The sequence below is a fragment of the Pseudomonas sp. B21-032 genome (assembly GCF_024748965.1).
Classification (GTDB): domain Bacteria; phylum Pseudomonadota; class Gammaproteobacteria; order Pseudomonadales; family Pseudomonadaceae; genus Aquipseudomonas.
Genome location: NZ_CP087180.1, coordinates 3,413,580 through 3,428,122, shown reverse-complemented (window position 1 = coordinate 3,428,122; position 14,543 = coordinate 3,413,580). Strand labels below are relative to the sequence as shown.

The window sequence follows — 14,543 nt, the reverse complement described above, 5'->3', positions numbered from 1 at the left end:
TCCTTCTCTCCTCAGGCTAGACCTTTGCGATGTGCTGGAACGCCAGAACAGAGCGCAGGTTCTTGGTGCCGGGAAAGGCTATGCCGGAGCAGGCCGCCGACCGCTTGACGGCGATCAAGTTTGCCGGCCATGGCGCTTGCCAGGTTGTCGCAGGGGCTCTTAGCGTGGTCGTCGAACCCGCTGTCTATCCAGGTAAGCCATGGACCTCACAGAACCCCGCTGCGAACCCTTTTACCAAGCGCAAGGCAACGAACTGACGCTGTTCGAACAGGCCTGGCGCCACGGCATGCCGGTGCTGATCAAAGGCCCCACCGGCTGTGGCAAGACCCGCTTTGTCCAGCACATGGCCCACCGTCTGAACCTGCCGCTGCACACCGTCGCCTGCCACGACGACCTCAGCGCCGCCGACCTGATCGGCCGCCACCTGATCGGCGCCCAGGGCACCTGGTGGCAGGACGGGCCGTTGACCCGGGCGGTGCGCGAGGGTGGCATCTGCTACCTCGACGAGGTGGTCGAGGCGCGCCAGGACACCGTGGTGGTGCTGCACCCGCTGGCCGATGGCCGCCGCGAGCTGTTTCTCGAACGCACCGGCGAAGTGCTGCAGGCGCCGCCGTCGTTCATGCTGGTGGTGTCTTACAACCCCGGTTACCAGAACCTGCTCAAGGGCATGAAGCCCAGCACCCGCCAGCGTTTCGTGGCCCTGCGGTTCGACTATTCGCCCGCTGCCGAAGAAGCGCGCATCGTGCGCCGCGAGGCCGGGGTCGATGGCGCCCTGGCCAACCAGATCGTCAAGCTCGGCCAGGCCTTGCGGCGCCTGGACCAGCATGACCTGGAAGAAGTGGCCTCGACCCGCCTGCTGATTTTCACCGCGCGGATGATCGGCGCCGGCATGAACCCGAGGCAGGCCTGCCTGGCTTGCCTGGCCGAGCCGCTCAGCGATGACCCGGTGACGGTGGCGGCATTGATGGACGTGGTCGATGTCCACTTCGCTTGAAGCGGGCGAGCGACGTTTGCCGGGCGACCTGGCGATGTGGCTGTTCATTCTCGCCGAGCTGTCGGTGTTCGCCATCCTGATCCTGGCCTTTGCCGTGACCCATCACCTCAAGCCGCAGCTGTTTGCCGCCAGCCGCGCCTTGCTCGACGCCTCCACGGGCCTGGCCATGACCCTGAGCCTGCTCAGTGCCGGGGCTCTGGCGGCGCTGGCCCAGGTGCAGGTGCGCCAGGGGCAGTCGAGGCGGGCGGCATTGTTGCTGCTCGCCGCCTTACTGGTCGCCTGCCTCTACGTGTGGCTCAAGCTCGGCGAATACCGCCACCTGCTCGGCGCCGGGCTGGGTATCGAGCGCAATACCTTCTTCACCTTGTACTGGATTCTCACGGGCTTTCATTTTCTCCATGTGCTGCTCGGCATGCTGATCCTGGCCTGGCTGGCGCGCACGGCCTGGCGTCGCGGCTATGGCGCTGGCCAGTGCCGCGGCTTCGAATCCGGGGTGCTGTACTGGCACATGGTCGATCTGGTCTGGGTGCTGCTGTTCCCGCAGGTTTACCTGCTCGGTTGAGGAGGGCGCATGCCCACATCGATAGTTCTTTTGCTGTGCTGGCTGGCCCTGGCGTGCCTGAGCCTGGGCACGGTGATGCTCGGCCAGGGCACGTTCATCCTGCTACTGGCAGCGGCCAAGGCCTGGCTGATCACCGACGGCTTCATGGAACTGCGCCATGGCCCGCAGCACTGGCGCTGGTTGTTGTTGAGCTGGGCCCTGGTGCTGGCGGCGCTGGTGGGCCTTGGCCTGCACCTGCGCGGCTAATACCTGAGTAAAACCATCGGCGTTTCTTGATTGCCATCAAGCAGGTTTTGCCCCCGCACTTTCTATCATGGCCGGGCCAAGCAATGAGGACGCGACCATGTCAGAGACCTTCACCAAAGGCATGGCCAGGAACATCTATTTCGGCGGAAGCGTGTTCTTCTTCCTGATATTCCTGGCCTTGACCTACCACACCGAACAAACCTTTCCCGAACGCAGCAACGTCGCGCAATTGACCGACGCGGTGGTGCGCGGCAAGACGGTCTGGGAGCAGAACAACTGCGTCGGCTGCCACACGCTGCTGGGCGAGGGCGCCTACTTTGCGCCGGAGCTGGGCAACGTGTTCAAGCGCCGCGGCGGCGAAGAAGGCTTCAAGCCGTTCATGCATGCCTGGATGAAGATGCAGCCGCTGGGGGTGCCCGGACGTCGGGCCATGCCGCAGTTCAACCTGAGCGAACAGGAGGTCGACGACATCGCCGAGTTCCTCAAATGGAGCTCGAACATCAATACCAATGGCTGGCCGCCAAACCAGGAGGGCTGAGTGATGAACGTTGCCAATCCACATCTGAAATTTGCCTCCCAGGCCGTTGCCAAACCCTACTTCGTGTTCGCCCTGATCCTGTTTCTCGGTCAGGTGCTGTTCGGTTTGATCATGGGCCTGCAGTATGTGATCGGGGACTTCCTGTTCCCGGCCATTCCCTTCAACGTGGCGCGCATGGTGCACACCAACCTGCTGATCGTCTGGCTGCTGTTCGGCTTCATGGGCGCGGCCTACTATCTGGTGCCGGAGGAGGCCGATCGCGAGCTGCACAGCCCGAGGCTGGCGATGGTGCTGTTCTGGGTGTTCGCCGCTGCCGGCGTGCTGACCATCCTCGGCTACCTGCTGGTGCCCTATGCCGGCCTGGCGCGGCTGACCCACAACGAACTGCTGCCGACCATGGGCCGCGAATTCCTCGAGCAGCCGACCATCACCAAGCTGGGTATCGTCGTGGTCTGCCTGGGTTTTCTCTACAACATCGGCATGACCCTGCTCAAGGGTCGCAAGACCACCGTGAGCATGGTGATGATGACCGGCCTGATAGGTCTTGCGGTGTTCTTCCTGTTCTCTTTCTACAACCCCGGTAACCTTGCCCGTGACAAGTTCTACTGGTGGTGGGTGGTGCACCTTTGGGTCGAGGGCGTGTGGGAGCTGATCATGGGCGCGATGTTGGCGTTCGTGCTGATCAAGGTCACCGGGGTCGACCGTGAGGTGGTGGAGAAATGGCTGTACGTGATCATCGCCATGGCGCTGATTACCGGCATCATCGGCACCGGTCACCACTTCTTCTGGATCGGTGCGCCCCAGGTGTGGCTGTGGGTCGGCTCGATCTTCTCGGCGCTGGAGCCGCTGCCGTTCCTGGCCATGGTCATGTTCGCCTTCAGCATGGTCAAAAACCGTCGGCGTCAGCACCCTAACCGCGCTGCCACGCTGTGGGCCAAGGGCACCACGGTGACGGCGTTCTTCGGCGCCGGGGTCTGGGGTTTCCTGCACACCCTGGCCCCGGTCAACTATTACACCCATGGCACGCAACTGACCGCCGCCCACGGCCACCTGGCCTTCTATGGTGCCTACGCGATGATCGTCATGACCCTGATCAGCTACGCCATGCCGCGCCTGCGCGGGCTTGGCGAAGCGGCCGATGAGCGTTCGCAGACGCTCGAAGTGTGGGGCTTCTGGCTGATGACCCTGTCGATGGTGATGATCACCTTGCTGCTCACCGCTGCCGGCGTGGTCCAGGTGCTGCTGCAACGCTGGGCCGAAGACGGCAGCGCCTTGCCGTTCATGTCCACTGCCGATCAGTTGCGCGGGTTGTTCTGGGCGCGGCTGGTCAGCGGCGTGGGCTTTCTCGCGGGCTTGCTGTGCTACCTGCTGAGCTTTCGTCAGCGCGGGCGGGCAGCGCTGCGCGCGCCGGCCAGGGTCGTGCCGTCATGACCCCGGAGTTTGCTTGATCAACTGCGGCCCGGCTGTTGCAGCGGGCCGCTTTCTGCTTTGTGCAAAGGAGGCAACATGGCCTTCACGGTTGAAATGGAAGAGTGGGTTGGCAGTGTCTGGCATCGTTTCATCACCCGCCGGGCGAGTGCCGATTTCCCCGAGGCGCAAGTAGCGCTGGCGCCGCGACAACGGGCCCTGGCCCTGTTGTTCAGGGCCATGGGCGGGGCGGCCGGTATGGGCGTGGAAGCGGCCAGCGAGCGTGACCTGCTGCTGCGCCGCAGCCTGTTGCAACAGATCGCCGGCACCTGCAAACAGGCGCCTTTGGCCTGGTGCGATCGGCATAACCTGCGCCTGCCGGCGCAGCTGGCGGTGTTCGCGGACGCTGCCTTGAACCAGGAGCTGTACCGCTGGCTGGCCATGCTCGCGGCGCAATCGGGGCCGATGCGTCATTGGGGGCGGGACAATCAGCGCTGGACGCGCGAGCTGCTGCAACGCTTTCCGGGATTGGTGGGCCGTTACCAGCGGCTGGTCGATGCCCATCTGCAACTGCGCCCGGATCCGGCCGCGTTGAGCGCCGATGAAGCGCGGCTTGAGCGCGCCTTGCGCCAGGCCCTGCGCGAGCCGGGCAGCGTCGAGGAGTTTCCGCGCAGCGAACGGGCGGCCTGGCCACTGCCGTTGTGGCTGTATCCACCCCTGCAGCTTGCCAGCGCCCAGGCTGGCGACCTTGAAGACGCCCAGAACGAGCTGCCCAATACCCCCGGCGAGCAGCAGGGCGGCCGCAAGCGCGCCAGCCGTATCGATGACAGCCCGACCAAGGGCGGCCTGTTGATCGTGCGCCTGGAGAACCTGTTCAGCTGGACCGAACATGTCGATCTCGACCGCTGGGAGGATGACAGCGAAGACCCGGACGCCGCCCGGGTGGCTGAAGACCTTGATCAACTGACCCTGTCGCGCACCCGTATTCGCAAGGGCGGCGGGCTGAAACTGCACCTGGACCTGCCGCCGGCCCAGGTCGACGACATTCCCCTGGGCGACGGCATCAAGTTGCCGGAGTGGGACTATCGCCAGAAGCGCTTGCAGGCCAACTTCGTCAACCTGCAACTGCTTGAACCCCGCGACTGCGAGCCCCAGCCACTGCCAGCACGGCTGCAAACCTCGGCACGGCGCTTGCGCCGGCAGTTCGAGCAACTGCGCAGCGATCGCCAATGGTTGCGCCAGCAACCTCAGGGCAGCGAGCTGGATTTGCAGGCCTGGCTGGATTTTCATGTCGAGCGCGTGCATGGCCCGTGTGCCGAGCGCGGCCTGTTCATGCAACAGCGCCACACGCGCCGGGATCTCGCCTGCCTGCTGCTGGCGGATGTGTCGATGTCCACCGATGCGCACCTGAACGATGAACAACGGGTGATCGAAGTGATCCGCGACAGCTTGCTGCTGTTCGGCGAAACCTTGTCAGCAGTGGGGGATGACTTTGCCTTGTACGGCTTCTCCTCGCTGCGTCGCCAACAGGTGCGCCTGCAGCAATTGAAAGCCTTCGAGCAACGCTACAACGATGTCACGCGCGGCAAGATTCAGGGCCTCAAGCCCGGTTACTACACCCGCATGGGCGCGGCGATTCGCCAGGCCAGCCAGTTGCTCGGCGGCTGCAAACGGCGGCGCAAGCTGTTGCTGCTGCTCACCGATGGCAAGCCCAATGACCTGGACCTCTATGAAGGGCGTTATGGCGTTGAAGACACCCGCGAAGCCGTGCACGAAGCCCGGCGCATGGGCCTGACACCCTTTTGCATCACCATCGACCGCCAGGCCGGTGCCTACTTGCCGTACATGTTCGGCAGCAACGGCTACGCACTGATACGCCAGCCCGAGCAACTGCCGCAGCGTTTGCCGCAGCTGTATCGGCAGTTGACCCAGCCCTAGCGCGGCAACCACAACACCATCGCTACGCAGAACAGCGTCAGGCCGATGCAAAACCACAGAAAACGCAGTTGCTGGCGTGCCCCGGCCAAGGCTGCGCTGGCCGGCAGCGGCATGCCGCAGTGCTCGCAGGTGCTGGCCTTGGCTGGGTTGGTGTGTTCGCAGTACAGGCACACGGGCAGGGCATTCATTCAAATTGCTCCAGGCGCGGTCGATCAAGAATGGCGATGCGCCGACCGTCCTGAGTGATGATCTTTTCATCAATCAGGCGCCGGATGATCCGCGAGAAGGTTTCCGGCTGGATCGACAAATGCCCGGCGATCAGTTGTTTGGCCATCGGCAGTTCAAACTGTGGTGCCATCGGTTGTGCGCGCATCAGTTGCGTCAGCAGGTAGCGCACCACCCGGTGGGTGGCGTTCTTCAGCGATAGCGTTTCAATTTCGTTGACCCGCTGGTGCAGGCGCACGCACAGCTTGCCCAGCAGGGCGAAGGTCAGCCGGCTGTTGCTCTGCAGCAGGCGCATGTAGGTGCTGGTCGACAACCGATACAACTGCGATTGCCCCACCGCGTCGGCCGATGCCACATAGTTGGGGGTGTCCATCAGCATCATCGCTTCGGCGAAGGTCTGCCGCGGGCCGATGACTTCGAAAACCTTCTCCTGGCCGTCGGGGGTCAGGCGGTAGATCTTCACCGCACCGGCAATCACGAAGTAGAACGCTTCGGCCGCCTCGCCCTGGCGGAACAGCGGCTCGCCCTTGTCGACGCTGAGCAACTGGCTGCTACCCATCAATTCGTCTAGTTGTTCGTCGTTCAACGGCTCGAACAGGTGGTGCGAGCGCAGTATCTGGTGGTGGACGCGGTGAAGCACCATGGCGATTCATCCTCAAGCGGGAAAGGGACACGGACCTGATCGAGCAAGAGCCGGGCCAGGCGGCAAGCCCCGGGGCGGCGGGGTTGTAATTACCTGAGGGTAAAAAATACCCTGTAAAACAAGGTTCAATTGACCGTGAAAGGGTTGTTCGTACCTTTGTACTGCCAGCTTCACTGCGCATTTGCGCCAGGGCACAACCCTTGCAGCAAGGTAGTCAACAGCGATTGGCAGCCTACGCTGTAGCCCGCTGTACGCCTTGACGTACGACAAGGGCGCCAGGCTGCCGATGGCAGATGATGACGCCGGGCTTTGTCCAGGCTCGGCAACCAGGTAAGGAGAGGCTTGATGCAAGTTCTTGATCGGCGTAAAGCGTTGGCCATCGCGCCGCTGTTGCGCTTGGCGTTCCGGCCACTGTTCCTCGCGGGCTGTGCGCTGGCAGTGCTGGCGATACCGCTGTGGCTGGCGGCCCTGAACGGCACCCTGGGCAACTGGCAGCCGGCCGGCGGCTGGCTGGCCTGGCACCGGCATGAACTGGTGTTCGGTTTTGGCCTGGCGATCATCGCCGGTTTTCTGCTTACGGCGGTGCAGACCTGGACCGGCCAGCCGGGCCTGAGCGGCAAGCCGCTGGCCGGCCTGGCGTTGCTCTGGCTGGCCGGGCGGGTGGCGTGGCTGGTGAATGCGCCCTGGCCGTTGCTGGCGCTGCTGGAACTGGGCTTCCCGCTGCTGGTGGCAGTGCTGATGGGGCGCACCCTGTGGCAGGTGCGGCAAAAACGCAATTACCCGATCGTGATGGTATTGCTGCTGTTGACGGCGGTCGATGGCCTGTCGGTGTATGGCCTGGTGCAAGAGCACGACGGTTGGCAGCGCCAGGGCGTGCTCGGCGGCATCTGGCTGGTCGGGGCGATGATGGGCCTGATTGGCGGGCGGGTGATTCCGTTCTTCACCCAGCGCGGCTTGGGCCGCACCGCGGCGGTAGTGCCCTGGCCCTGGCTCGACTGGCTGCTGCTGGCGGGCTCGGCGCTGGTGGCGCTGTTGTCTGCGGCAGGGCCGGCGTTGCAGGTCAATGCCGGCATTGGCTTGCTGTTCGCGGCACTGGCGCTCGGGCATATCGTGCGGTTGTGGCGCTGGCATGATCGTGGGCTTTGGCAGGTGCCGCTGCTGTGGTCGCTGCACCTGGCCTATGCCTGGTTGGTGCTGGCCTGCCTGGGCATGGCCCTGTGGCATTTCGGTGCGCCGTTGAACCCGAGCCTGGCGGTGCATTGCCTGACCATCGGCGCCATGGCTGGGTTGATCCTGGCGATGATCGCCCGGGTCAGCCTTGGCCATACCGGGCGGGCGTTGCAGCCGCCGGCGGGGATGACCCTGGCGTTCATCCTGCTCAATCTGGCCGGGGTCAGCCGGGTGTTGCTGGTACTGTGGCTGCCGCTGGGCGGTTTGTGGCTGGCGGGCGTGTGCTGGGTGCTGGCGTTTGCCTTGTATGCCTGGCGCTATGCGCCGATGCTGTTGCGCGCCCGGGTTGACGGGCACCCTGGTTAAGCGCCTGGAGGCGAAGGATGCTGTATCCGTATTTGCTGGTGGTTCATCTACTGGCGGCCATCGCCTTTATCGGCACGCTGTTTTTTGAACTGCTCATCTGGCAGGCGGCGCGCCGCCACGTGCCGGCTGCGGCGCTGGCCGGGGTAGACCAGGCGCTGTCAGTGCGTTCACGCAAGGTGCTGCATGGCGTGGTGTTGCTGCTGTATGGCGCGGGGCTTGGCCTGGCCTGGCATCACCGCGCAGCCTTGAGCGAACCGTTGGCCAGCAGCTTTGCCAGCCTGCTGAGCCTGAAGATCGTCCTGGCCCTGAGCATCATTGGCCATTACCTGTTGCTGGCGTACTGGCTCAAGCGCGGACGCTTGAGCGAGGGGCGTGCGCGTTGGATTCGCTGCAGTATTCTTGGCCATATGTTGGTGATCGTGGTACTGGCCAAGGCAATGTTCTATTGGCATTAAACTGCGCCGTACTCAGACGGGCCCTTGCCTGGATTACAACTGCTGCGCGCTCGATCGCGGGTCAAGCCCGCTCCCACAGGTTTGGCGTACACAGACCCATTTGTAGGAGCGGGCTTGCCCCGCGATGAGGCCAGTGCGTCAAGCCAGGGCTTTGACGAACAGCACATCGTTCTCCAGATGAATATGCTGCAGCAAATCCTCGCGAAATTCCGCCAGCCCACGGTACAGGGTACGCCATGTGTTGCAGGCACCTTCCGGCGCGCTGATGTCGTCGGTCAGCAAGCTCAAACGCTCCAGCGCCTCACCATGCTGGTCGTGCTCCATGCGCATCACCTGGATCGGCGCACCCGCCTGGCGACCCATGCCCCGTTGCAACATCGGGAACAGCACCTGTTCCTCCTTGAGCATGTGCCCTTCAAGTTCCTGCTGCATGTCCTGCAGGTGGTCGGCCAGGCCGTTGGGGCACTGGGCGTGGCCGCCATGGACCTGCTCGACGCGTCGGGCCAGGCGGATCAGTTCCGGCAGTTGCTCACGGTGACGATCGTGGTAGCGGGTGAGGATATGGGCGATCAGTTCGGTCGGGTTCATCAGGGGGCCTGCTCTGCTGGCAAAGTGTCCCAGGGTGATTGCATCGCCCATGCCAGCTTTACTTGCCCGAAATCAAGGTCTGGCGCCGGGCTTGTGGTGAAATCTACCCGCCTGCCTGCGGGTAGCGATAACCATAGAGGGTAATAACTACCATGCTGCGTGAAAGCCTGGCCGCCGACCTGATCGTCGAACTGCCCAATGCCGTGCGCTTGCAGCGTCTGGTGCAAACCCTGCGCGAATACTTCAACTGCGGCGCGGTCGGCCTGTTGCGCCTGGAGGGCGACAGCCTGCGCCCGCAGGCCAGCGTCGGGCTGGTCCACGAAGCCCTCGGCCGGCGCTTCGTGATCGCCCGGCATCCGCGCCTGGCAGCGATCATGGCTTCGCGCGAGCCAACCTGGTTCGAACCCGACAGCCGCCTGCCGGACCCTTACGATGGCCTGCTCGACAGCGCACTGCATGAGCCCTTGGCTGTGCACGACTGCATGGGCGTCAGCCTTTACGTAGAAGGCCAACTGTGGGGTGCGATCACTCTCGATGCGTTGCAGCCGGGGACCTTCGACAGCGCTGCCCGCGATGAACTCAAACGCTGCACCTTGCAGATCGAAGCGGCCCTGCGGGTGACCCGCCTGGAGCAGGAAAACCGCAGCCTGCGCCTGTCGCGCAGCGAACCCCAGGACCTGCGTGCGCCGCTGGAAGCGAGCGAGATTCTTGGCCACAGCCCGGTGCTGCAGCAGTTGCTCAACGAGATCGAACTGCTCGCCGACGCCGAACTGCCGGTGTTGCTGCTGGGCGAGACCGGGGTCGGCAAGGAGCTGTTCGCCCGCCGCTTGCATGGTTTATCGCGGCGCCGCCACAAGCCGCTGATCCAGGTCAACTGCGCGGCCTTGCCCGAATCCCTGGCCGAAAGCGAGCTGTTCGGCCATGTCAAAGGTGCGTTTTCAGGCGCCAGCAGCGACCGCGCCGGGCGCTTCGATGCGGCCAACGGTGGCACGCTGTTTCTTGATGAAGTCGGCGAACTGCCGTTGAGCGTGCAGGCCAAGCTGCTGCGCACGTTGCAGAACGGCGAGATCCAGCGCCTGGGCGCCGACAAGCCGCTGCACGTGGATGTGCGCATCATCGCCGCGACCAATCGGCACTTGCCCGACAGCATCCGCGACGGTCTGTTTCGCGCCGACCTCTACCATCGCCTGTCGGTGTATCCGCTGCCGATCCCGCCGCTGCGCGAGCGCGGCGACGATGTGTTGATGATTGCCGGGCAGTTCCTTGAGCTCAACCGCACCCGCCTGGGCCTGCGCGGCTTGCGCCTGTCGCCGGCGGCCGAGCGGGCGCTGCTGGCTTACCACTGGCCGGGCAATGTGCGTGAGCTTGAGCATGTAATCAGCCGCGCCGCGCTCAAGCAACTGAGCCGCGAGGGCAGCCGCAACCTGATCATTACCCTGGAGCCGCAGGTGCTCGACCTCGACAGTGCGCCGGCTGCCGCGCCAGTGGCAGAGCAGGGGGCACCACCGGCGCTGGCGTTCAGTTCCCTGAGCGAAGCCGTCGACGCCTGCCAGCGCCAGGCCATTGCCCAGGCCCTGCGCCTGAGCGGCGACAACTGGGCCAGCGCCGCGCGGCTGCTGGCGCTCGACCCGAGCAACCTGCACAAACTGGCCAGGCGTTTGCGCCTCAAGTAACGCCGCTGGCGTTGATGGCGGTCAAGGTGCGGGCGTGGCGCTGCTTACAGACTGCGCACAACTAAACAGGAGCTCACCGCCATGCCGTTGTCCCTTGCCCAGATGCGTCGCAACTACACCCTCGGTGGCCTGCAGGAAGCCGAAGCGCCGCTGGAGCCTCTGAGCCTCTTTGCCCAGTGGCTGCAACAGGCCCGCGAAACCGAGCGCGAGCCGGTGGAGGCCAACAGTATGCACCTGGCCACGGTTGACGCCACTGGCCGCCCGCATTGCCGGGTATTGCTGCTCAAGGGCGTTGACGAGCAGGGCTTTACCTTCTTCGGCAACTACCAGAGTGCCAAGGGCCAGGAACTGGCAGCCAATCCCTATGCGGCGATGACTTTCTTCTGGCCGGGGCTGGAGCGCCAGGTTCGCATTGAAGGGCCGGTGGCGCGGCTTGACCCGCAGCTGTCCGATGCTTACTTCGATTCACGCCCCGAAGCCAGCCGCCTGGGCGCCTGGGCGTCGCCGCAAAGCCGGCCGCTGGCCGACCGCGACGCGCTGCAGGCAATGCTCGCGCAGACCATTCGCCGCTTCGTCGAACAACCCCTGCGCCGCCCCGAGCACTGGGGCGGCTACTGCCTGAGGCCTGAACGCATGGAGTTCTGGCAAGGCCGTGCCGACCGCTTGCACGACCGCCTCGACTACCGCCATCAGGGCGGGCAGTGGACGCGCCAGCGCCTGGCGCCCTGAACCCGAAGAGATACCTCCAAGGAGGAATAGGTTCGCTCAGGCTTTAGGTTCAGGCTTGGGCCCATCCCTATCTCACCGGAGCCCAGGCCATGGCCCATCTGGCGCAACGCACGTTTGAACCCCTGAACATCGCTGTGCTGACCATCAGCGACACGCGCAACTTTGATACCGACAGCTCGGGGCAGACCCTTGTCGACCTGCTGCAGGCGGCCGGGCATGTGCTGCTTGAGCGCGACCTGGTCAAGGACGATATCTACCAGATCCGCGCCACGCTCTCGCGCTGGATCGCCGACCCCAAGGTGCAGGTGGTACTGACTACCGGCGGCACCGGCTTTACCGCCCGCGACAACACCCCGCAGGCGGTGCTGCCGTTGCTGGACAAACACGTCGAGGGCTTTGGCGAGTTGTTCCGCCAGGTGTCGCTGGCCGAAATCGGCATGTCCAGCCTGCAGTCGCGCGCGCTGGCCGGCATGAGCAATGGCGTGCTGGTGTGCTGCGTGCCGGGTTCGCCCGGCGCCTGTCGCACGGCCTGGACGCAGATCCTCAATAGCCAGCTCGACAGCCGCACCGGTCCGTGCAATTTCGCCCCGCATCTCAAGGCTCAACCCGAGCAGGCCATCGACGCCTGTGGGACGCGGCCATGAGCGGGCGTGTGTGCGACAGCGGCAAGCTGATCCCGGTCGACCAGGCCATCCGCCATTTGCTTGAACAGGCGCCGCCACCACCGGCGGCGCAGATGGTTTTGCTGGAGCAGGCCCTGGGCCGGGTGCTGGCGGCCGATATCCATGCCCCGCGCAGCCTGCCGGGCTGGGATAACAGCGCCATGGACGGTTTTGCCTTCAGGGCCGCCGACCTGCCTGCGGCGGGCGGTTGCCTGACCCTGGCCGGGCGCATCGCTGCCGGCCAGCAGGCCAGTACTGCATTGCAGCCAGGCCAGGCGCTGCGCATCTTTACCGGCGCACCCTTGCCGCCAGGCGCCGACACGGTGGCCCCGCAAGAGCTGTGCCGGGTTGACGGCGAGCAGGTCTGGCTGCCGGCCGCAAGCCTTGGCGCGCATGTGCGCAAGGCCGGCGAAGAGGTGCGCGAAGGTCATCTGCTGCTGCAGGCCGGCAAGCGCCTGCGCGCCCAGGAGCTGGGCCTGCTGGCCGCCTCGGGGCTGGCCTGGGTCGAGGTCCATCGGCCCTTGCGCGTCGCTTTGCTGAGCAGCGGCGACGAGCTGCGTGAACCCGGCCAGCCGCTGGCCCCGGGGCAGATCTACAACAGCAACCGCTATTGCCTGACGGCCCTGTTGCAAGGCTGGGGCGTGGAGGTGCATGACTACGGGGTGATGGCTGATGAGCTGGCGGCCAGCAAGCACGCGCTGAACCTGGCGGCGGCCGAGTGCGACCTGTTACTGACCTCTGGCGGTGTGTCGGTGGGCGAGGAAGATCACCTCAAGCAAGCCATCCAGGCCCTGGGCCGTGTCGATTTCTGGCGCCTGGCGATCCAGCCGGGCAAGCCCCTGGCCTTTGGCGAGGTGGCGGGGCGGCCGTGGATCGGCATGCCGGGCAACCCGGCCGCGGCGCTGATCACCGCGCTGGTGGTGGTAAGGCCATGGCTGCTGCGCGCCCAGGGCGTGCGGGACGTGCTGCCACAGCCCGTGGCGCTGCCGGCGGGTTTTGACTGGCTGCAGCGTAACAAGCGCCGCCAGTACCTGCGGGCGCGCTTGTTGCCCGAGGCCAACGGCCAGTCCAGCGTGCAACTGCACCCGCAGCAAAGTTCGGCGATGCTCAGCGCCGCCTGCTGGGCCGACGGCCTGGCGCTGGTGGAGTGCGAGCAACAGGTGCACAAACACGACAGCGTACAGTTTTTGTCATTTGCCGAGCTGATGCAGTGAGTGGCCTTGATTGCCGTCAAGGTTCTGCTGGAGGCGCTGGCTAGACTGGCAGCGCTTTTTCCAGTGCTCCGGGCCTGTGTCAACCGCGCAGGCCAGTGGAGATAGGTTTCTTTGATGAGGAAAACCCATGCAACTGGTCTGCCCGGCAGGCAACCTGCCTGCGCTTAAAGCCGCGGTGCGCCAAGGCGCCGATGCGGTGTATGTCGGCTTTCGCGATGACACCAACGCCCGCCATTTCGCCGGCCTGAACATGGACGACAAGCAGTTCGACGCCGCCGTCGGCCATATCCGCCAGCACAATCGCAAGCTCTATGTCGCGGTCAACACCTACCCGCAACCGCTGGGTTGGGAGCGCTGGCAGCGGGCGGTGGACCGCGCCGCCGACCATGGTGTCGATGCCCTGATCGCCGCCGACCCGGGGGTGCTCGGCTACGCCGCCGAGCGCCACCCGCAGCTGAACCTGCACCTCTCGGTCCAGGGCTCGGCCACCAACGCCAGCGCCCTGGCTTTCTACGCCCAGCACTACAACATTCGCCGCGCCGTGCTGCCGCGGGTGCTGTCGCTGGCCCAGGTGCGTCAGGTCGCTGCCAGCACCACGGTACCGATCGAGGTGTTCGCCTTCGGCAGCCTGTGCATCATGGCCGAAGGGCGCTGCCACCTGTCCTCGTACATCACCGGCGAGTCGCCGAACCTGTGCGGCGTGTGTTCGCCGGCCAAGGCGGTGCGCTGGAGCGAAGATGCCGATGGCCTCAGCGCGCGCCTGAGCGAGGTGCTGATCGACCGCTATAAAGCTGACGAACCCGCCGGCTACCCGACCTTGTGCAAGGGCCGCTTTATGGTCGGCGGCAAGCGCTTCCACGCCCTGGAAGAGCCCACCAGCCTCGACACCCTCGACCTGCTGCCAGAGCTCGCCGCCATGGGCGTCGAGGCGGTCAAGATCGAAGGCCGTCAGCGCAGCCCGGCGTATGTCGAGCAGGTCACCCAGGTCTGGCGCGCCGCGCTCGACGCCCACCGCCTGGCGCCGCAACGCTTCACGGTCAAGGCGCAGTGGCGCCAGGTGCTGGCCGGTTTGTCCGAAGGCAGCCAGACCACCCTGGGTGCTTACCATCGATCATGGCAATGAGGGACTGCAC

Annotated in this window: 15 protein-coding genes and 1 pseudogene; 13 read left to right on the top strand and 3 right to left on the bottom strand. The window is 65.2% G+C overall.

The window, feature by feature from the left end:
- The first annotated feature begins 199 nt into the window (after positions 1 to 199).
- The 6 genes from LOY54_RS15675 (at position 200) to LOY54_RS15650 (ending at position 5,685) form a co-directional block, all read left to right on the top strand.
- On the top strand, positions 200 to 994 hold the full coding sequence (locus LOY54_RS15675; RefSeq protein ID WP_258607066.1) for a CbbQ/NirQ/NorQ/GpvN family protein: 795 nt from the start codon (positions 200 to 202) through the stop codon (positions 992 to 994).
- Positions 978 to 1,556, top strand: coding sequence for a cytochrome c oxidase subunit 3 (locus LOY54_RS15670; protein WP_258607065.1), 579 nt, complete (start codon positions 978 to 980; stop codon positions 1,554 to 1,556). The genes LOY54_RS15675 and LOY54_RS15670 overlap by 17 nt, the downstream gene beginning before the upstream one ends.
- A gap of 9 nt (positions 1,557 to 1,565) precedes the next feature.
- Complete coding sequence (locus LOY54_RS15665; RefSeq protein WP_258607064.1) at positions 1,566 to 1,802, top strand: cytochrome C oxidase subunit IV family protein; 237 nt, start codon at positions 1,566 to 1,568, stop codon at positions 1,800 to 1,802.
- A gap of 97 nt (positions 1,803 to 1,899) precedes the next feature.
- On the top strand, positions 1,900 to 2,340 hold the full coding sequence (locus LOY54_RS15660) for a cytochrome c (RefSeq protein WP_115087143.1): 441 nt from the start codon (positions 1,900 to 1,902) through the stop codon (positions 2,338 to 2,340).
- A gap of 3 nt (positions 2,341 to 2,343) precedes the next feature.
- Complete coding sequence (locus LOY54_RS15655; RefSeq protein ID WP_258607063.1) at positions 2,344 to 3,771, top strand: cbb3-type cytochrome c oxidase subunit I; 1,428 nt, start codon at positions 2,344 to 2,346, stop codon at positions 3,769 to 3,771.
- A gap of 75 nt (positions 3,772 to 3,846) precedes the next feature.
- Positions 3,847 to 5,685 carry a nitric oxide reductase activation protein NorD gene (locus LOY54_RS15650; RefSeq protein ID WP_258607062.1) on the top strand — a complete coding sequence of 613 codons (1,839 nt, stop codon included), beginning with the start codon at positions 3,847 to 3,849 and terminating at the stop codon, positions 5,683 to 5,685.
- On the opposite strand, the gene LOY54_RS15645 is transcribed toward LOY54_RS15650, so the two are convergent.
- Both LOY54_RS15645 and LOY54_RS15640 read right to left on the bottom strand, forming a co-directional pair.
- A complete protein-coding gene (locus LOY54_RS15645) occupies positions 5,682 to 5,873 on the bottom strand; it encodes a protein DnrP (RefSeq protein ID WP_258607061.1) in 192 nt (63 codons plus the stop codon). The two genes, LOY54_RS15650 and LOY54_RS15645, sit on opposite strands and share 4 nt — an antisense overlap.
- Positions 5,870 to 6,553, bottom strand: a complete 684-nt coding sequence (locus LOY54_RS15640) for a Crp/Fnr family transcriptional regulator (protein ID WP_123566151.1) — start codon at positions 6,551 to 6,553, stop codon at positions 5,870 to 5,872. The genes LOY54_RS15645 and LOY54_RS15640 overlap by 4 nt, the downstream gene beginning before the upstream one ends.
- A gap of 345 nt (positions 6,554 to 6,898) precedes the next feature.
- Here LOY54_RS15640 and LOY54_RS15635 point away from each other — a divergent pair, with 345 nt between their 5' ends.
- On the top strand, positions 6,899 to 8,089 hold the full coding sequence (locus LOY54_RS15635) for an NnrS family protein (protein WP_258607058.1): 1,191 nt from the start codon (positions 6,899 to 6,901) through the stop codon (positions 8,087 to 8,089).
- 17 nt (positions 8,090 to 8,106) lie between these two features.
- Positions 8,107 to 8,544: a hypothetical protein gene (locus LOY54_RS15630; RefSeq protein ID WP_258607057.1), complete on the top strand. Its 438-nt coding sequence runs from the start codon at positions 8,107 to 8,109 to the stop codon at positions 8,542 to 8,544.
- Between the two features lie 138 nt (positions 8,545 to 8,682).
- Here the strand turns inward: LOY54_RS15630 and LOY54_RS15625 are convergent.
- Positions 8,683 to 9,117, bottom strand: a pseudogene (locus LOY54_RS15625) (hemerythrin domain-containing protein); the annotation flags it as partial.
- A 167-nt stretch (positions 9,118 to 9,284) separates the two neighbouring features.
- On the opposite strand from LOY54_RS15625, the gene norR reads away from it, so the two are divergent.
- The 5 genes from norR (at position 9,285) to LOY54_RS15600 (ending at position 14,533) form a co-directional block, all read left to right on the top strand.
- Positions 9,285 to 10,805 (top strand): nitric oxide reductase transcriptional regulator NorR, encoded by a 1,521-nt coding sequence (gene norR, locus LOY54_RS15620; protein ID WP_258607056.1) that lies wholly within the window; start codon positions 9,285 to 9,287, stop codon positions 10,803 to 10,805.
- An 81-nt stretch (positions 10,806 to 10,886) separates the two neighbouring features.
- A complete protein-coding gene (gene pdxH, locus LOY54_RS15615; protein WP_093381862.1) occupies positions 10,887 to 11,534 on the top strand; it encodes a pyridoxamine 5'-phosphate oxidase in 648 nt (215 codons plus the stop codon).
- An 89-nt stretch (positions 11,535 to 11,623) separates the two neighbouring features.
- Positions 11,624 to 12,178, top strand: a complete 555-nt coding sequence (moaB, locus tag LOY54_RS15610) for a molybdenum cofactor biosynthesis protein B (RefSeq protein ID WP_258607055.1) — start codon at positions 11,624 to 11,626, stop codon at positions 12,176 to 12,178.
- Positions 12,175 to 13,410 carry a gephyrin-like molybdotransferase Glp gene (gene glp, locus LOY54_RS15605; RefSeq protein ID WP_258607054.1) on the top strand — a complete coding sequence of 412 codons (1,236 nt, stop codon included), beginning with the start codon at positions 12,175 to 12,177 and terminating at the stop codon, positions 13,408 to 13,410. Before moaB ends, glp begins: the two co-directional genes overlap by 4 nt.
- 127 nt (positions 13,411 to 13,537) lie before the next feature.
- Positions 13,538 to 14,533: a peptidase U32 family protein gene (locus LOY54_RS15600; protein ID WP_258607053.1), complete on the top strand. Its 996-nt coding sequence runs from the start codon at positions 13,538 to 13,540 to the stop codon at positions 14,531 to 14,533.
- The last annotated feature ends 10 nt before the right edge of the window (positions 14,534 to 14,543 follow it).

Excerpts from the sequence above, each read along its gene's own strand:
- LOY54_RS15675 (WP_258607066.1), top strand. The coding sequence starts at position 200 with ATGGACCTCACAGAACCCCGCTGCGAACCCTTTTACCAAGCGCAAGGC.
- LOY54_RS15670 (WP_258607065.1), top strand. The coding sequence starts at position 978 with ATGTCCACTTCGCTTGAAGCGGGCGAGCGACGTTTGCCGGGCGACCTG.
- LOY54_RS15665 (WP_258607064.1), top strand. The coding sequence starts at position 1,566 with ATGCCCACATCGATAGTTCTTTTGCTGTGCTGGCTGGCCCTGGCGTGC.
- LOY54_RS15660 (WP_115087143.1), top strand. The coding sequence starts at position 1,900 with ATGTCAGAGACCTTCACCAAAGGCATGGCCAGGAACATCTATTTCGGC.
- LOY54_RS15655 (WP_258607063.1), top strand. The coding sequence starts at position 2,344 with ATGAACGTTGCCAATCCACATCTGAAATTTGCCTCCCAGGCCGTTGCC.
- LOY54_RS15650 (WP_258607062.1), top strand. The coding sequence starts at position 3,847 with ATGGCCTTCACGGTTGAAATGGAAGAGTGGGTTGGCAGTGTCTGGCAT.
- LOY54_RS15645 (WP_258607061.1), bottom strand. The coding sequence starts at position 5,873 with ATGAATGCCCTGCCCGTGTGCCTGTACTGCGAACACACCAACCCAGCC.
- LOY54_RS15640 (WP_123566151.1), bottom strand. The coding sequence starts at position 6,553 with ATGGTGCTTCACCGCGTCCACCACCAGATACTGCGCTCGCACCACCTG.
- LOY54_RS15635 (WP_258607058.1), top strand. The coding sequence starts at position 6,899 with ATGCAAGTTCTTGATCGGCGTAAAGCGTTGGCCATCGCGCCGCTGTTG.
- LOY54_RS15630 (WP_258607057.1), top strand. The coding sequence starts at position 8,107 with ATGCTGTATCCGTATTTGCTGGTGGTTCATCTACTGGCGGCCATCGCC.
- norR (WP_258607056.1), top strand. The coding sequence starts at position 9,285 with ATGCTGCGTGAAAGCCTGGCCGCCGACCTGATCGTCGAACTGCCCAAT.
- pdxH (WP_093381862.1), top strand. The coding sequence starts at position 10,887 with ATGCCGTTGTCCCTTGCCCAGATGCGTCGCAACTACACCCTCGGTGGC.
- moaB (WP_258607055.1), top strand. The coding sequence starts at position 11,624 with ATGGCCCATCTGGCGCAACGCACGTTTGAACCCCTGAACATCGCTGTG.
- glp (WP_258607054.1), top strand. The coding sequence starts at position 12,175 with ATGAGCGGGCGTGTGTGCGACAGCGGCAAGCTGATCCCGGTCGACCAG.
- LOY54_RS15600 (WP_258607053.1), top strand. The coding sequence starts at position 13,538 with ATGCAACTGGTCTGCCCGGCAGGCAACCTGCCTGCGCTTAAAGCCGCG.